Here is a 15,535-nt window from a genome sequence, read left to right as displayed (position 1 = left end):
TGGGGGGGGGCGGGGGGGGGGGGGGGTGTTTTGCTCGTTTTGGTCGGTGCGTGGTGTGTCCCGGGTCTGGGCGGGCGTGCCCCGCCCGGCGGCGGGCCCCCCCCCCCCGACAAGCTAGCACCCACCCCCGACAAAACCCCGTTCCCGAGCGCTCCAAGATCTCAACCTGTCCACAGCCGCTGAGTTGTCCACAACTTCTCCGCGACCCCGTTGCCGGGCCGTCCCCACCCGCCACTGTGGACCCATGCCCACAACCCTCCCGAAACCCGTCCGAGTCCGCGGCCCCGGCGATCTCTACGCCGCGATCCCGCACCTGATGGGGTTCCACCCGGCCGACTCGCTCGTCGTGCTGGTGCTGAAAGACAATCTGATCAGCATGACCATGCGCGTCGACCTGCCGCGCCCACGACACAGAGGAACGCTGGCAGCCCAGCTGGAAGCACCGCTGCTGGAACAAGGCGCTTCGGAGGTGGTTCTCGCGGTCGTGTGCGCGCCGTCCGAGCACATGCCCGAGGAACTGCCGCACACACCGTTGATCACCGCGCTCAGACACAGGCTGGGCGGTGTGGGCATCGAGGTCGTTGAAGCCGTGTGGCTGCCGTCATGCGAGAAGGACGCGCCGTGGCTCTGCTATCTCGACATCGACTGCCACGGCTCGTTGCCGGATCCTCAGCTGTCCGCCCTGGCCGCCGCGTCGGCCCACGAAGGCAACGTGACGTTCGAGTCGCGCGCGGCCATGGCCGCGATCGCCGCGTTGGACCCACCCGAGGCGCTCGAACGCCGATCCGCGTTGCTCGACGAGCTCATCACCCACTCCGGCGAGCCTGATCCGAGCGCCGAACTGCGTCGGGTGCGGGACGCGATCGACGCTGTGGAAGAGCGCAAGGGACCGTTGCCGGACGCCGAGATCGTCGCGTTGGCGCGGGCGCTGGCGGTGCCCGAGGTGCGCGACGCGAGCATGGGTTTCGCCGCACAGCCCAGGTCCAGATCGGCCGAGCGGCTGTGGCTGGAGCTCACCAGGACGTGCCCGGCGCCGGAGCGTGCGGAACCCGCGTGCCTGCTCGCCTTCTACGCCTACCAGCGTGGTGACGGCGGGATCGCGTCCATCGCGATCGACGCGGCCGAGGACGCCTGCCCTGGCCACGCGTTGAGCAAACTGCTCCGGGCCGCCCTCAGCGCCGCGTTTCCGCCGGACGAGATGAGGGCGTTGTCCATCAAGTACCTGGACAACGCCCGTCAGTTGCTCGCCGCCGGCTCTCAGAGCAGTTCGGGCCGCTCCCAGTCCTGATCCAGGACGTGCTCGGCCAGGAACGCCCACACCGTCTCGTACCAGACCCGAGAGTTCCCGGGGGTGAGAATCCAGTGGTTTTCGGTTGGGAAGTAAAGGTATTTCGCATTGACCCCGTGGCGGACGAGGTCGAAGTACAGCCGATGCCCCTCGCTGATGGGAACCCGGTAGTCCTTGTCCCCGTGGATGACGAGCATCGGGGTCTTGATGTCGGCGACCCGCAGGTGCGGGGAGTTGGCCAGGATCCGCTCCGGCTGGGTGAGGGGATCGCCCATCTCCCGCATCCAGAAGTAGGAGCTGTCGGTGCCGCCGGAGAACGCGTCGAGGTGCCACAGGGACGCGTGCGTGACGATCGCGCGGAACCGGTCGGTCTGAGTGGCGATCCAGTTGGCCATGTAGCCGCCGAACGACCCGCCCATCGCGGCGGTCCGGGAGGCGTCGATGTCGGCCCGTTCGACGGCGACGTCCGTGATGGCCATGAGGTCGGTGTAGGGCTCGGCGCCCCAGCGACCCCAGCCTGCCTTGATGAAGTCGGGTCCGTACCCGGTGGACAGAGCGGGGTCGGGCAGCAGGACGGCGTAGCCGCGGGCGGCCATCAGCCAGGGGTTCCAGCGCCAGGTCCAGCCGTTCCAGCTCATGACCGGACCGCCGTGCACCCACAGGACCAGCGGGGCGGGGGACTCGGGGGAGGCGCCTTCCGGCAGCACCAGCCAGGAACGGACGGTCCTGCCGTCGGCGACGACCGTGGAGATCTCGGTGAGAGTGCCGGGGACCGTGGCGATCGCGCCGGGCGCGCGCAGCCGTTCGGGATCCTGGTCGGCTCCGGTGACGGCGAACCGCACCGGCTGTGGCGGGTGGTCGACCGAGTTGCGCAGTGCGTACAGCGTCTTGCTGTCCGGGCTCACGACCAGGTCGCTGTAGTAACCCGAGAGCGTCAGCTTCGTGACCTCGCCCGTCGCCAGGTCGAGCCGCCAGACCGGCTGGTGACCGAGGTGGCTGGCGACGAAGAAGACCGCCGACCCGTCCGGGCTCACCACCGGGTGGTCCGGCTCCTCCTGGAAATCGGGCGCGAGTGGCGTGATCGAGCCACTGGCCAGATCGATTTGCACCAGGTCGCGCCGGTGCGGGGAGTCCGTGGTGGATTCCCGGAACCGGATCGCGATCACGGCGGTGGCGTCGGGCATGAACGCGGCACCGGAGAAGGAGAAGCCCTCCTCGGAAGCGATGACCCGCGACTGGCCGCCGCTGGTGGCCACGAGCCGCAGTTCGGTCCTGCGACCGTAGGAGGCGCTGACGTCCACGTCGTGGCCGTGAACGGCCCACTTCCCGTCTGGGCTGAGCGCGATGTCCTCGTCGCTCAGCCTGCTTTCGGAATCCTCGCTGAGGGTGGCGACACCCTCCACAGTGGTGTCATCGAGGGGAGCCGAGAACAGACGCGGGTAGGCCGGGCCGAGGTCCGCGTCCCAGTACCTGATCGGGTACGACTCGTGCAGGATCGCTGTCACTCCGGCGTCCTCGCGGGCCTTGCGCTTGGCGTCGTCCTCGTCGCCGAATTCCGTGAAGCGGTACGCGGACGACGTGAAAACCACCGTCTCGCCCGCGGTGCGAAGCTGACCGACTCCGCCGCCCGGCCGCAGCACCTCGCCGGCCTCGCCGTGGACCGGAAGCCGCCACAGCGCCTTCTTGTCCTTTGCCTCGCCTGGCTTCGCGAGCGGGTCCGGGCGCGCCGAGAGGAACAGCAGCGACCCGTCCTGCGCGAACACGGGGGAGGAGTCGCCCTTGGCGGAGCGGGTGAGCCGCACGGCTTCCCGCTCGCCGGTGGGGTCGACCTCCCAGAGAGCGCCCTGCCAGGTCTTGCCGTCCGGGGCGAGGGAGGAGACGACCGTGACGAGCCGGGTGCCGTCCGGGGACAGCGCGAGCGACGCGAGCCGCGGGGTGGCGTTGTAGCTCTCGAAGGAGGCGAAGTCGGTCATGCCGGCTCAGGCTCCGTGCCGGGCGCGGGTGAACTCCCACGCGTCGCGGACGATGCCGGTGATGTCGGCGCGCTCGGGCTTCCAGCCGAGGTCGGCGCGAGCCCGCTCGGCGGAGGCGACCAGCACGGCCGGGTCGCCGGCGCGCCTGGGGGCGACGACGGCGGGGATCGGGTGGCCGGTGACCTCGCGGCAGGTGTCGATGACCTGCTTGACCGAGAAGCCGGTGCCGTTGCCGAGGTTGTAGATCCGGTGCTCGCCGGCGGTGGCGTTCTCGAGCGCGAGGAGGTGGGCGTCGGCGAGGTCCAGGACGTGGATGTAGTCGCGGACGCAGGTGCCGTCCTCGGTGGGCCAGTCCTCGCCGTAGATCGAGATGTGCTCCCGCTGCCCGAGGGCGACCTGGAGCACGAGCGGGATGAGGTGCGTCTCCGTCGCGTGCCGCTCGCCGATGCTGCCGTAGGCGCCGGCGACGTTGAAGTACCGCAGGCTCGTCGCCGCCAGGCCGTGCGCGGCGGCGTACGACGTGATCGCGTGGTCGATGGCCAGCTTGGTGGCGCCGTAGGTGTTGGTGGGCGCGGTGGGCGCGGTCTCGGGGATCGGCACCTCCCGCGGCTCGCCGTACGTCGCGGCAGTCGAGGAGAAGACGAGCTTCGGCGTGCCGTGCTCCTTCATCGCGTCGAGCAGGCGAATCGCGGTGAGGACGTTGCCCGTCCAATACTTGCCGGGGTCCTGCATGGACTCGCCGACGAGGGACTTCGCCGCGAAGTGCAGAACGCCGTCGAACCCTTCCGCGAGGACGTCGCCGATCACCTCGGCGATGTCGCCCCGGACGAAGCGCGCTCCCGCGGGGACGGCGTCCTCGTGGCCGGTGGAGAGGTCGTCGAGGACGACCACCTCGTGTCCGGCTTCGAGCAGCCTGGCGGCGCACACGCTGCCGACGTATCCGGCCCCGCCCGTGACGAGCAGCTTCACCACAGTCCTCGCATTCCCGATGGAGATCGTTGTTCGCTACCGGTCCCGGCCCGCACCCGCGGACGGAACCGCCGTGAAGAGCCTCGGCCGCGTGAGCGAGCGCGAGGCGAAGCCGGCGAGCACGGACCGCTCGACCTCGTCATGCCGGTCGACGGGCACGAGGGCGATGGCCGAACCGCCGAAACCGCCGCCGACCATCCGGGCGCCGAGAGCGCCGGCCGCCATCGCGGAGTCGACGGCGACGTCGAGCTCCAGGCAGGAGACGCGGTAGTCGTCCCGGAGGCTCGCGTGGGAGGCCGAGAGGTGGGGGCCGACGTCGGCGAGCTTGCCCGCGCGGAGCAGTTCGACGGTGCGCAGGACCCTGTCGTTCTCGGTCACGACGTGCCGCACCAGCGGACGCAGCTCTTCGGGCAACCGGACGAGCGCCTCGTCGAGTTCCGCGATGTCGACGTCGCGCAGCGCCGGGACGCCGAGGATGCCGGCGGCACGTTCGCAGCCCGCCCGCCGGGCGCCGTAGCCCCCGTCGACGAGGGCGTGGCTCGCGCGGGTGTCGACGACGAGAACCTCGAGCCCGCTGGCAGCCGCGTCGAACGCGACCTGCTCCGGCTTGCCGGAGCGCACGTCGTAAAACAGGGCGTGCGCTTCGACGCAGCACAGCGATGCCGTCTGGTCCAGGATGCCGGTGGGTGCGCCCACGAAGTCGTTCTCGGAGCGCTGCACCCAGCGCGCGATGTCCGGCCGCTCGGCGTCGACGCCGGCGAGGCCGAGCAGGGCGAGGGCGACGGCGCACTCCAGAGCGTGCGACGAGGAGAGACCGGCCCCCGCGGGCACGTCGCCCGCGATGACGAGGTCAGCGCCTCCGCTGACGGGGATCCCCTGCTCGCGCAGGGCCCAGGCGACGCCACTGGGGTACGCGGCCCACCCCTTGACGGTGCCGGGGACTAGGTCGGCCACCACGACCGGGTCCGCGTCCTGCACCCCGCCGTCGTCGCCGAGCGTGCTGACGGTCATCACGCCGTCGGCACGCGGCGACGCCGCGACCGCGATGCGGTGGGGCAACGCGAACGGCAGCACGTAGCCGTCGTTGTAGTCGGTGTGCTCGCCGATGAGGTTGACGCGGCCCGGTGCCGACCAGACCCCCTCGGGAGCGCGTCCGTGCAGCTGCTGGAACGCGTCGGCGGCCTTCGCCGCCGGAGTGGTCGTCTGGGTCACCGGGCGAGCACCATGACGGCGTGGGCGACCGCGGGGTCGAGTTCGGCGGTGTTGCCGTTGCTGCCGCGCACGTGGATGACCTTGGCGCCACCGAGCGCCTGGACCTCCACGGTGCCGCCCGGCACCACGCCGGCGTCCTTCAGCTCGGCCATCAGGTCCGGGTCGAGCTGGACGTGCTCGGCGATGCGGCGCACCTCGACGCGACCGCCGCCACGGCGGGCCACCTCGTCCACGCGCACCAGGTCCGCCTCGGCGGGCGGGGCGGGTTCACCGTCGCCCAGCTTGTCGAGGCCGGGGATCGGGTTGCCGTAGGGCGAGGTGGTGGGGTTGCCGAGGAGCTTGATGAGCTTGCGTTCGACCGCCTCGCTCATCACGTGCTCCCAGCGGCATGCCTCGCTGTGCACGTGCTCCCACTCGAGCCCGATGATGTCCACGAGGAGGCGCTCGGCGAGCCGGTGCTTGCGCATGACGGCGATCGCGAGGTTGCGGCCCTGCTCGGTGAGCTCGAGGTGGCGGTCCTCCGCCACGACCACCAGGCCGTCGCGTTCCATGCGGCCCACGGTCTGGCTGACCGTCGGTCCACTTTGGCCGAGGCGCTCGGCGATGCGGGCGCGCAGTGGCACCACGCCCTCTTCTTCGAGCTCGTAGATCGTGCGGAGATACATCTCCGTGGTGTCGATGAGGTCGTTCACACCCGCTCCCCTTCGTATGGTGTCGATGGTAGTCGTGCCGGGGGACACAGGTGTCCACGCGGGTGCAGGATGTGAGCCGTGCATCCCTTGATCACTCCTGAGGTCCTCTCCGATGCGCTGAGTGCGCAGCCGGCCACCGTTGTGCTGGACGTCCGGTGGCGTCTCGGCGGACCACCTGGACGCCAAGACTACGAGGTCAGCCACGTGCCCGGCGCGGTGTACGTGGATCTGGACACCGAGCTGTCCGCGCCACCCGGTGCCGGTGGCCGCCATCCGCTGCCGGATCCGGAGCGGTTGCAGGAGGTGCTGCGCCGTGCGGGTGTGCGCGAGGGCGGCCAGGTAGTCGCGTATGACGCGGGGGACGGCTCGGTTGCCGCGCGGGTGTGGTGGCTGCTGCGGTGGGCCGGCCATGCCGACGTCGCGGTGCTGGACGGCGGGTTCGCCGCGTGGGAGGCGGCCGGGCTGCCGGTGAGCGCGGAGGTGCCCGCGCCTCTGACGGGTGACGCCGCCGGGGACGTGGTGGTGCGGGCCGGGCAGATGCCGGTGCTGGACGCGGACGGGGCCGCGGCGCTCGCTCAGGAGGGCGTGCTGCTCGACGCGCGGGCCGCGGCGCGGTATCGCGGGGAGACCGAGCCGGTGGATCCCAAGGCCGGGCACGTGCCGGGTGCACTCAACGCGCCGACGACCGGGCATGTCGGTGCGGACGGCCGATGGCTCGGCGGGGCTGAGCTGGCCGCGCGGTTCGGCGAGCTCGGGGTGTCGGGTGACGTGGCTGTCGGTGCTTACTGCGGGTCCGGCGTGACTGCTTCGTCCGTCGTGCTGGCGTTGGAGGTCGCGGGGATCACGTCGGCCGAGAAGCCGGCGGCGCTGTACGCCGGGTCGTGGTCCAACTGGTGTGCGTTGGACCGGGAGGTCGCCACCGGCGGCTGAGAGCCGGCCTGGCTGGGCGAGCGGCCGGCGGTCAGGCGTTGGGGATGCGGTTGAAGCCCGCGGTGGCGAGTTTGAGGGCGGCGGCGCAGGCGTCCAGGTCGTCGATGGCCACGACGTTCACGGAGAAGGCCGAGGTGATGACGTCCGGGTCGTCGGTCAGCATGACGGTGACCTGGCAGTCCTCCTTGGACGCGCCGACCTGCCACGCGGTGTTGCCACCGATCTCGATCTGCTTCTTCTCGCCTTCCTGATCCACCACGTCGGGGACCGTGACCATCTGGGTGACGAGGGCGGACGGGCCGGTGGTGGTCTGGATGCAGCCACCGTCCGCCGAGGACTTGCCGCCGATCGCGGCTTCGACGTCCGCGGCTTTGAGGACGCCGCAGGTTTCGAGGCCCGCGGCCTTCTTCTTGGTGGTGATCTTCACATCGCCCTGTTTCGGGGCGGTGGGGTCCGCCGGCTTGCTGGCCGGGGTGCTGGCGGGTGGCTTCTTCGAGGTCGAGGTGGGGTCGGCTGGTTCCGGGGCCGCGTTGGCGTCGGCGGTCGCGGTGCCCCTGACCTGTTCGCTGCAGCCTGTGACGGCGGCGAGGGTCAGGCCCAGTGCGAGGAGGATGGCCGCTGGTCGCAGGTTCATGTCGCCTCTGACCCCTGTCCGGTGAGATCGGTTCCGGGTTCGGGGGCCCGGCGAGTGGGGACTGTAGGCGGCGTTCGGGCGGTGGGCACGGGTGGCGGGCCGGTGGCGGGCGATCGTGATCGCCGGTTGGGCCGATCGGTCGGTAGGTTGCAGGTCATGGGTAAGCCAGCCGCGGTTGTCTGGGACAGGTCCTTCCTCGGGTACGACCTCGGTGGCGACCATCCGCTCAATCCTGTTCGGCTCGACCTGACGGTCCGGCTCGCGACGGCGCTCGGGGTGCTCGAGGGCGTGGAGATGCGGGTGCCCGCGGCGGCCAGCGACGAGGAGATCGAGCTGGTGCACCGGCCGGGGTATTTGAGCGCTGTGCAGGCGGCGCCCACGGCCGGGTGGGATGTCGGGCACGGGCTGGGGACGCCGGACAACCCCGTGTTCGAGCGGATGCACGAGGCGTCCGCGTTGGTGGTGGGCGGGTCGCTGGCGGCGGCGCGGGCCATCGCCTCGGGTGAGGCGGATCGGGCGGTCAACATCGCGGGTGGGTTGCACCACGCGATGCCGGACAGCGCGGCCGGGTTCTGCGTCTACAACGACTGTGCGGTGGCCATTGAGTGGTTGTTGCGCAGCGGGGTGGAGCGCATCGCGTACGTCGATGTCGATGTGCACCACGGGGACGGGGTGCAGACGGCGTTCTGGGACGACCCGCGGGTGCTGACGGTCTCGTTGCACCAGCACCCGATGAGTCTGTGGCCGGGCACCGGGTGGGCCGGCGAGGTCGGGGGCGCCGGAGCCGAGGGGAGCGCGGTCAACGTCGCGTTGCCGGCGGGGACGCGGGACGGCGGGTGGATGCGGGCGTTTCACGCGACGGTGCCGTCGTTGCTCAAGGCGTTCAGGCCTCAGGTGCTGGTCACGCAGTGCGGTGTGGACACGCACAAGGAGGACCCGCTGGCGGACCTCGCGCTGAGCGTGGACGGGCATCGGGCGATCTACCAGGCGTTCCGGGAGCTGGTGAACGAGCACGGGTTCAAGTGGCTCGCGCTGGGCGGTGGCGGGTACGAGCTGCTCAGGGTCGTGCCGCGGTCGTGGACGCATCTGCTGGCGACGGTGCTCGACCGCGACGTCGACCCGAACCGGTCGTTGCCCGCGGACTGGGTGGCGCATGCGACACGCATCGCACCTGACTGGCCTTTGCCTGCGTCCATGACGGATGGGTGCGACCCTGGACACCAGCCGTGGGGCGGCGACACGGAGGAGCCGGTGGACAAGGCGATCCGTGAGACGCGCCGAGCGGTGTTCCCGTTGCATGGACTCGATCCCGACGATCCCAGGGACTGACACAAGTGCCAGACAGTGCCGCGGTCAGCGATCCGTTCGACTTCCCCCGGCAGTGGGAGGCGGATGTCGTCCTCAGCGACGGCGGCACCGTCCACCTGCGGCCGATCACGCCGGACGACGGCGAGAAGCTCAGGGAGTTCCACGGCAGGCTGTCCGAGCGGACGCGGTACTTCCGCTACTTCGGGCCCTACCCGCGGATCCCGCAGCGGGACCTCGAGCGGTTCAGCACCGTCGACCACCACGACCGGGTCGCGCTCATCGCGTTGCTCGGCGACCACATCGTGGCTGTCGGCAGGTTCGACCGGCTGCACGGCGGCGACCACCGCGGGGACAGCGCCGAGGTCGCGTTCGTCGTCGAGGACGGGCACCAGGGGCGCGGGCTGGGCAGCATCCTGCTCGAGCACCTCGCTGCGGCCGCCAGGGAGGTCGGGCTGACGCGGTTCGAGGCCGAGGTGCTGGCCGAGAACGGGCAGATGGTCCGGGTGTTCCGCGACGCCGGCTACCAGGTCAGCAGGGCGTTCGAGGAGGGCGTGCTGCACCTGGAGTTCGCGATCGACCCCACCGAGGAGTCCGTCGCCGTCGCCAGGGCCCGCGAGCAGGCCGCCGAGGCCCGCAGCGTGCACAACCTGCTGCATCCCCGGTCCGTCGCGGTCATCGGGGCCTCCACCGACCCGACCAAGATCGGGCACGCGGTCCTCAAGAACCTCCTCGAAGCCGACTTCAACGGCCCCGTCTACCCGGTCAACGCCGAACATCGCGCCGTGCGGGGCGTCCGGGCGTACCCGACCGTGCTCGACATCCCCGACGACGTCGACCTCGCCGTCGTCGCCGTGCCCGCGGCCAGCGTCGACGAGGTCATGGACGCGTGCCTCGCGAAGGGCGTGAAGGCGCTCGTCGTCGTCAGCTCCGGCTACGGTGAGACAGGCCCGGACGGTCTGTCAGCCGAACGCAGGCTCGCGGCCGAAGCGAGAGCGCACGGCATGCGCGTCGTCGGCCCGAACGCACTCGGCGTGATCAACCTCGACCCCAAGGTCCGCCTGAACGCGAGCCTCGCCCCGAAACTCCCCGCACGGGGCCGCACGGGCTTCTTCTGCCAGTCAGGTGCCCTCGGCACGGCCATCCTCGCCAATGCCGCCGGCTGGGGCCTCGGCCTGTCCACGTTCGTCTCGGCGGGCAACCGCGCCGACGTCTCCGGCAACGACCTGCTGCAGTACTGGGAGACCGACCCCTCCACCGACGTCGTCCTGCTCTACCTGGAGTCGTTCGGCAACCCGCGCAAGTTCGCGCGGCTCGCCAGACGCCTCGGCCGCACCAAGCCCATCGTCGCGGTCAAGTCCGGCCGGCACGCCGTAGTCCCCGGACTCGCCGCCACCGCCGCGAAGGTTGACGAGGCGAGCGTCCAGGCGCTGTTCGAGCAGGCCGGCGTGATCAGGGTCGACTCGCTGGACCAGCTGTTCGACACCGCGCTCCTGCTCGCGCACCAGCCGCTGCCCAAGGGCAAGCGCGTCGCCGTCGTCGGCAACTCCACCGCCATCGGCCTGCTCGCCGCCGACACGTTGCTCGCCCAGGACCTCGAACTCGCGGGCGACCCCGTCGACGTCGGCGCCCAGGCCACGCCGGAGGAGTTCGCCAAGGCGGTCGAAGAAGCCCTGGACCGCGCCGACACCGACGCCCTCGTCGTCGTGTTCGTGCCACCGATCGCGGTCCCCGGTGCCGCCTACGCCCGCGCGCTCAAAGAAGCCGCGCACCGCACGAAGCCGATCGTCTCGACGTTCCTCGCGGTCGAGGGCATTCCTGAGGAGCTCAAAATGCCGGGGAAAGGTTCGATCCCCAGCTACTCCAGCCCCGAACGCGCTGTTCTCGCACTGGCCCGCGCCGTCCGCTACGCCCGCTGGCGCGCCGCGCCCCAGGGCAACTTCACGCGCCCGGACGGCATCGACGTCGACAGGGCACGGTCCATTGTGGACAACCCGCAGGCCGAACAACGGCTCGACGACCACACCGCCGTCGAACTCCTGAAGTGCTACGGCATCGACGTGGTCCCGTTCCGCATCGCCCACACCGAGGAGGAGGCGGCGGAGGCCGCCGGCGAGCTCGGCTACCCCGTCGCGATGAAGGCCACCAGCGAACGCCTCCGCCACCGCACCGATCTCGTCGGCGTCAGGCTCGACATCGCGCAGGAAGAATCGGTCAAGGCGGCATACCACGATCTCGCGGCGTTGAGCGGCAAACCGGGCGTGTACGTGCAACGCATGGCGCCCAAGGGAGTCAGCTGCGTGCTCGGCCTGCAGGACGACCCGAGCTTCGGCACGCTGGTCTGGTTCGGACTGTCGGGTCTGGTCAGCGACCTCCTCGGCGACCGCGCCTACCGGGCGGTACCCCTCACCGACACCGACGCGGCGGAACTCGTTGCGGCACCTAAAGCCGCGCCGCTGCTCACCGGTTACCGCGGCGACGAACCCGCGGACCTGAAAGCACTTCAGGAACTGGTACTCCGTTTGGCGGCATTGGCGGAGGACCTTCCGGAGGTGCGTTCGCTGAAGCTCGAACCCGTTCTTGCTTCTGCCGCAGGGGCTTTCGTCAGCAGCGCGCGGATTGTCGTCGGTCCGCCCCCGTCCCTGCACGACGCGGGTCCACGCCGCCTGCGGTGATCGGTTCACCGCAACGATTCCGTTGTCTCATTCACTCCGAGGTATGGACATGCGCCCAATCGCCGCCTAGGTTTCCGGCATCGCCGAGCAACGTTGCCTGAGGTGCATCGGCGCATGCCCGTTGATCGACGCTGTAAGAGGGACGAATGACGCCGAGAGCGCTGCTCCGCCTGGTGGCGACCACATGTGCGGCCGTGCTGCTGCTTGCCTCGTGCGCCGGTGGCGACAAGTCCACCATGGTCGGCAAGGTCAGCTCGGACGACCGCATGATCGTCGCCGTGTCGTTCGACCAGCCGGGCATGGCGGTGCGCAGGCTCGACGGCAGCTACCGCGGTTTCGACGTCGACGTCGCCAAGTTCATCGCGAACGAACTGGGCGTCGACGAGCAGAACATCACCTGGAAGGAAGCGCAGCCCGGCAACCGGGAAACGCTCCTGACCAGCGGTGAGGCCGACATGGTCGTGTCCACCTACTCGATCACGGACAAGCGCAAGGAGATCGTCGACTTCGTCGGCCCGTACTTCGTCGCCGGCCAGGACCTGCTGGTGCGCATGAACGAGACCCGCATCGACGGCCCCAAGTCGCTCAACGCGAGCCTGCGCCTGTGCTCCACCGCGGGCTCCACGTCCGCCGCGTACGTCAAGGAGCAGTTCGCCAAGGACGTGAACCTGGTCGAGTACGCCAAGTTCAGCGACTGCGTCACCGCGCTGCTGGCCAACAACGTCGACGCCGTCACGACCGACGACGTGCTGCTCGCCGGGTACGCCGCCCAGAACCCCGAGCTCCTGCGGGTCGTCGGCGACCCGTTCAGCAAGGAGGAGTACGGCGTCGGCCTGCACCGCGACGACCCCAACAGCAAGGCCAAGGTCCAGAAAGCGCTGCAGAAGATGATCGACACGGGTGCCTGGCGCAAGTCGCTGGAGACGAACATCGGATCTTCCGGCTACAAGATCCCCGACCCGCCGAAGCTCGCGCCCTGATCACACGGGGCGTGACGTAGGCTCACGCCACGTGAACCGCGTCCCGCCGCACCGCGCTGATCGACCCGTTCGCGCGGGCATTCCCGAACACGGCCGAGTCCCGCGCTACTACGCGGTCAAGGCCGAGCTCTTCGACCTCGTCGAGACCCTCGGTGAAGGTACCGTCCTGCCGTCCGAACGCGAGCTCGCCGAACGGTTCTCCGTCTCGCGCGTCACGCTCCGCCAGGCCGTCAGCGAACTGGTGCTCGAAGGCCTGCTCATCCGCCGCCAGGGCAGTGGCACGTTCGTCGCGCCGCCGAAGCTCGTCCAGCCGTTGTCGCTGGTCAGCTACACCGAGGGCATGCGTCGTCAGGGCGTCGAGCCGAACCGCACCGTGATCACCGTCGAGGAGATCGGCGCCGACGACGGCCTCGCCCGCGACCTGATGATCGAACCCGGCGACCCGGTCGTGCACCTCGAACGCGTCCTGCTCGCCGACGACGAGCGCATCGGCCTCGAGTCGACGTACCTGAGTCTTGGCCGCTTCCCCGGCCTGCTGGAGAAGCTCGACCCCGCCGGATCGCTCTACGCGTGCCTCACCGAACGGCTCGGCGTGCGTTTCGCCGAGGCAGAGGAACGCGTCGAGACGGTGCTCGCCACACCCCGCGAGGCGTTGCTGATCGGCACGAACCCCGCGCTGCCGATGCTGTTGCTGCACCGCGTCTCCTACGACGTCGAGGGCCACCCGATCGAACGCGCCCGATCGCTGTACCGCGGCGATCGATTCAGCTTCGTGGCGAGGCTGCACGCGGACCGATAGGCCTTTCCGAGTCAAAAGCGGCAACAACCGCTTTACCGTCCAATATGGATGGAACGGTGAGGGAAAAGGAATTCCTTTCGGGCCCCAACGGATTCGTCCTGCTCGCCAGTGGCGGTGACAGCGTTTTGAGAGGCTGTGCACTGTGCGTGACTTCCCTCGCGCGTCCGGGAGGCTGACGTTCGCCATCCCGGCTCGCACGAGGGCAGATGGCCAGCTGGTGAAGTGACTGCGGGTCACCGGTTCCGGTGCGGGCACAGGAAGATACCGCCCGTTCGCACTCGTTTCCCGCTCAAGTCGCGGAGGTACTGTTGATGCTACGAACTCAGTACGTCCGCAAAGGTGCGGAGGAGCGGGGGTGTGCCGTGTCCTTCAAGTCGGAGTTCCTCGCAGAACTCGAAGACTGCCTGCGCGGTTACGGTGCGGTCCCGGTCAGCAATCCCGACGCACTCGCGTTGTTCATCGAGTTCGTGCGAGCTCTTCCGGAGAGCGATCAGAAGCTGCGTTGCCTCGAAGGCGTCGACCAGGGTTCCGGGTCGTTCTGGAACAACCCGGCGGTGTGGTGGGAGCAGGTGCCGAGGTTCGGCGCGGGACTGCCGCGATGCGGATCGGCGGAGTGCCGCAAGTTGCTGGACGACATGCTCGACGAGGCCATCAGCGACGAGATCGACGTGCTGGAGATGGAGATTCGCGAGCTTCCCAGCTAGAGGTTGCCGGCCAGGGGTGGCCAACCAGTGGTGGAATGCCTGCCGGCGCCGTCGCCTGTTACGGCCACGACGCCGGGGCTTCAACACCTATTTGACGGCAACGAGCGACTTGAACAGTTCCCGATAGCGGTGGAGAGCCAGTCGCAGGTCCTCGGTCTGTGGATCACCGTTTCCCTCGAGCTGCTTGGTGAGGGAGCGGTGGCGAGAGGTGAGTTCCTCCAGCGCCTTCGTCACGAGACCGTCCGCCTTGCGAACAGCCGCCTTCGGGTCGTCGACGAACTCGTACTGCACGGCCTGCCACTCGTCTTCGAGCTTGCTGGACGGCCGCTGCTCAACGCGCTGTTCGGACCGCGGCGTTTCAGAGCGCGGCGTTTCGGAGCGCGAGGTTTCGGTGCGCTGCGACTCGTTGCGCTGCTGATCCGTGCGCTGTGCTTCCGTGCGCTGCTCTTCGGAGCGCTGGGCGTCGGCACGCTGCTGCTCGCTGCGCTGTGACTGCTGCTGCGGCATGCGGTCCGTGTGCTGCGTGCGCTGTTCGGTCTGCGCAGCGCGGTCTGCAGTTCGGTCTGCGGTTCGGTCTTCTGGGCGGTCTGTGCGGCCTTCTGCATGCCGCTCCGCCTGCGCGGTGCGCTCTGCCTCACGCTCCGTCTGGCGCTCGGCCTGAGCGGTGCGTTCGGTCTGCTGCGGGTTCTGCTGGGGTCGCGCCGGGGTGGGCGTCGGAACCCCCGAGTGGGTGGGTGCCTCAGACATCCGTCTTCTCCTTCCGCACGGCCTCACGGTCCTTGTCCTTGCGCGGACCGGCACCGTGTTCGAGCAGGTCGGTGAACAGCTCGCGGTAGTGCACCATCGCGGTGCGCAAATCCTCGGTGCTCGCCTCGCCGATCTCCTGACGTTCGGAGATGTCGTGCGCCTTGCGGTAGTGCTCAAGGGTTTGTGCGTGTTCCACCGACAGCACACTCAGCTGCGCCTCGTAACCCTCGGTGGGGTAGCCGCGCTCGGCCATCAGGTCGGTCACCAGCCGGTCGGCGTCCGCGATCGCGCTGTCCGGCGAATCGACGAACTTCGCTTGCACGTTCGCCCAGTGCCGGCGGTAACTTTCCTGTGCCGTAGCAGAAAGCGGCTTCAGGTCGAACTCGCTGTGGCGGTGCTCCCGCTCGGCGAGCTCCTTCTCCGCGGCCGTTCTGCTGTCACTGTCAGAGACCGCGCGGTCGTATTCAGGGCCGAACCGGTCGCGCAACTTCTTGCGCTGCATGGCGGGCCTCAGCACGAAGGCGAGGACCACCAGCACCACGAGAACCGCGACCACCAGGCCGATGATGGCGCCCGTTGACATGGAAAACCTCCAAGACAGGCAAGTATCTCTGCTGTCCGGAGGCT

The 15,535-nt window shown here is 69.7% G+C and carries 14 protein-coding genes; 7 read left to right on the top strand and 7 right to left on the bottom strand.

The annotated features are described in order from the left end of the window. Nucleotides 1-244: 244 nt before the first annotated feature. On the top strand, nucleotides 245-1,288 hold the full coding sequence (locus ACWGE0_RS27605; protein ID WP_452263798.1) for a DUF4192 domain-containing protein: 1,044 nt from the start codon (nucleotides 245-247) through the stop codon (nucleotides 1,286-1,288). Here ACWGE0_RS27605 and ACWGE0_RS27600 read toward each other — a convergent pair. From ACWGE0_RS27600 to ACWGE0_RS27585, 4 genes are read right to left on the bottom strand one after another with little or no spacing between them, the layout of a single operon-like run. Further along, nucleotides 1,258-3,261 (bottom strand): prolyl oligopeptidase family serine peptidase, encoded by a 2,004-nt coding sequence (locus ACWGE0_RS27600; RefSeq protein WP_452263797.1) that lies wholly within the window; start codon nucleotides 3,259-3,261, stop codon nucleotides 1,258-1,260. The two genes, ACWGE0_RS27605 and ACWGE0_RS27600, sit on opposite strands and share 31 nt — an antisense overlap. A 6-nt stretch (nucleotides 3,262-3,267) precedes the next feature. Further along, nucleotides 3,268-4,230, bottom strand: coding sequence for a UDP-glucose 4-epimerase GalE (gene galE, locus ACWGE0_RS27595; RefSeq protein WP_452263796.1), 963 nt, complete (start codon nucleotides 4,228-4,230; stop codon nucleotides 3,268-3,270). Nucleotides 4,231-4,266: 36 nt separating this feature from the next. Next, nucleotides 4,267-5,442 carry a galactokinase gene (gene galK, locus ACWGE0_RS27590; protein WP_452263795.1) on the bottom strand — a complete coding sequence of 392 codons (1,176 nt, stop codon included), beginning with the start codon at nucleotides 5,440-5,442 and terminating at the stop codon, nucleotides 4,267-4,269. After that, nucleotides 5,439-6,134: an iron dependent repressor, metal binding and dimerization domain protein gene (locus ACWGE0_RS27585; protein WP_452263794.1), complete on the bottom strand. Its 696-nt coding sequence runs from the start codon at nucleotides 6,132-6,134 to the stop codon at nucleotides 5,439-5,441. The genes galK and ACWGE0_RS27585 overlap by 4 nt, the downstream gene beginning before the upstream one ends. A gap of 78 nt (nucleotides 6,135-6,212) precedes the next feature. Between ACWGE0_RS27585 and ACWGE0_RS27580 the strand changes: the two genes are divergently transcribed. Further along, a complete protein-coding gene (locus ACWGE0_RS27580) occupies nucleotides 6,213-7,064 on the top strand; it encodes a sulfurtransferase (protein ID WP_452263793.1) in 852 nt (283 codons plus the stop codon). Nucleotides 7,065-7,095: 31 nt separating this feature from the next. On the opposite strand, the gene ACWGE0_RS27575 is transcribed toward ACWGE0_RS27580, so the two are convergent. Beyond that, complete coding sequence (locus tag ACWGE0_RS27575) at nucleotides 7,096-7,698, bottom strand: hypothetical protein (RefSeq protein ID WP_452263792.1); 603 nt, start codon at nucleotides 7,696-7,698, stop codon at nucleotides 7,096-7,098. Between the two features lie 156 nt (nucleotides 7,699-7,854). On the opposite strand from ACWGE0_RS27575, the gene ACWGE0_RS27570 reads away from it, so the two are divergent. The 5 genes from ACWGE0_RS27570 to ACWGE0_RS27550 all read left to right on the top strand — a co-directional run bounded on the left by ACWGE0_RS27570 (nucleotide 7,855) and on the right by ACWGE0_RS27550 (nucleotide 14,161). After that, on the top strand, nucleotides 7,855-9,027 hold the full coding sequence (locus tag ACWGE0_RS27570) for an acetoin utilization protein AcuC (RefSeq protein ID WP_452263791.1): 1,173 nt from the start codon (nucleotides 7,855-7,857) through the stop codon (nucleotides 9,025-9,027). 5 nt (nucleotides 9,028-9,032) lie between these two features. Then, the gene (locus ACWGE0_RS27565) at nucleotides 9,033-11,678 is read left to right on the top strand and encodes a bifunctional acetate--CoA ligase family protein/GNAT family N-acetyltransferase (RefSeq protein WP_452263790.1); all 2,646 of its coding nucleotides are present in this window, start codon (nucleotides 9,033-9,035) and stop codon (nucleotides 11,676-11,678) included. 146 nt (nucleotides 11,679-11,824) lie between these two features. Further along, nucleotides 11,825-12,658 (top strand): glutamate ABC transporter substrate-binding protein, encoded by an 834-nt coding sequence (locus ACWGE0_RS27560; RefSeq protein WP_452263789.1) that lies wholly within the window; start codon nucleotides 11,825-11,827, stop codon nucleotides 12,656-12,658. A 31-nt stretch (nucleotides 12,659-12,689) separates the two neighbouring features. Beyond that, the gene (locus ACWGE0_RS27555) at nucleotides 12,690-13,457 is read left to right on the top strand and encodes a GntR family transcriptional regulator (protein WP_452263788.1); all 768 of its coding nucleotides are present in this window, start codon (nucleotides 12,690-12,692) and stop codon (nucleotides 13,455-13,457) included. A gap of 362 nt (nucleotides 13,458-13,819) precedes the next feature. After that, nucleotides 13,820-14,161, top strand: a complete 342-nt coding sequence (locus ACWGE0_RS27550; protein ID WP_452263787.1) for a hypothetical protein — start codon at nucleotides 13,820-13,822, stop codon at nucleotides 14,159-14,161. 87 nt (nucleotides 14,162-14,248) lie between these two features. Here ACWGE0_RS27550 and ACWGE0_RS27545 read toward each other — a convergent pair whose 3' ends face one another. Continuing rightward, nucleotides 14,249-14,908, bottom strand: a complete 660-nt coding sequence (locus tag ACWGE0_RS27545) for a hypothetical protein (RefSeq protein WP_452263786.1) — start codon at nucleotides 14,906-14,908, stop codon at nucleotides 14,249-14,251. After that, on the bottom strand, nucleotides 14,901-15,491 hold the full coding sequence (locus ACWGE0_RS27540) for a hypothetical protein (RefSeq protein WP_452263785.1): 591 nt from the start codon (nucleotides 15,489-15,491) through the stop codon (nucleotides 14,901-14,903). The genes ACWGE0_RS27545 and ACWGE0_RS27540 overlap by 8 nt, the downstream gene beginning before the upstream one ends. Nucleotides 15,492-15,535: the final 44 nt, after the last annotated feature.

Source organism: Lentzea sp. NPDC054927 (genome assembly GCF_053610285.1).
The sequence above is the reverse complement of the archived record's forward strand: the minus strand, read 5'-3'. Positions and strand labels throughout refer to the sequence as shown.

Bases quoted from the DNA above. Each gene is read 5' to 3' on its own strand.
- ACWGE0_RS27540 (WP_452263785.1), bottom strand. From the start codon at position 15,491: ATGTCAACGGGCGCCATCATCGGCCTGGTGGTCGCGGTTCTCGTGGTG.
- ACWGE0_RS27575 (WP_452263792.1), bottom strand. From the start codon at position 7,698: ATGAACCTGCGACCAGCGGCCATCCTCCTCGCACTGGGCCTGACCCTC.
- ACWGE0_RS27600 (WP_452263797.1), bottom strand. From the start codon at position 3,261: ATGACCGACTTCGCCTCCTTCGAGAGCTACAACGCCACCCCGCGGCTC.
- ACWGE0_RS27545 (WP_452263786.1), bottom strand. From the start codon at position 14,908: ATGTCTGAGGCACCCACCCACTCGGGGGTTCCGACGCCCACCCCGGCG.
- ACWGE0_RS27570 (WP_452263791.1), top strand. From the start codon at position 7,855: ATGGGTAAGCCAGCCGCGGTTGTCTGGGACAGGTCCTTCCTCGGGTAC.
- ACWGE0_RS27560 (WP_452263789.1), top strand. From the start codon at position 11,825: ATGACGCCGAGAGCGCTGCTCCGCCTGGTGGCGACCACATGTGCGGCC.
- ACWGE0_RS27605 (WP_452263798.1), top strand. From the start codon at position 245: ATGCCCACAACCCTCCCGAAACCCGTCCGAGTCCGCGGCCCCGGCGAT.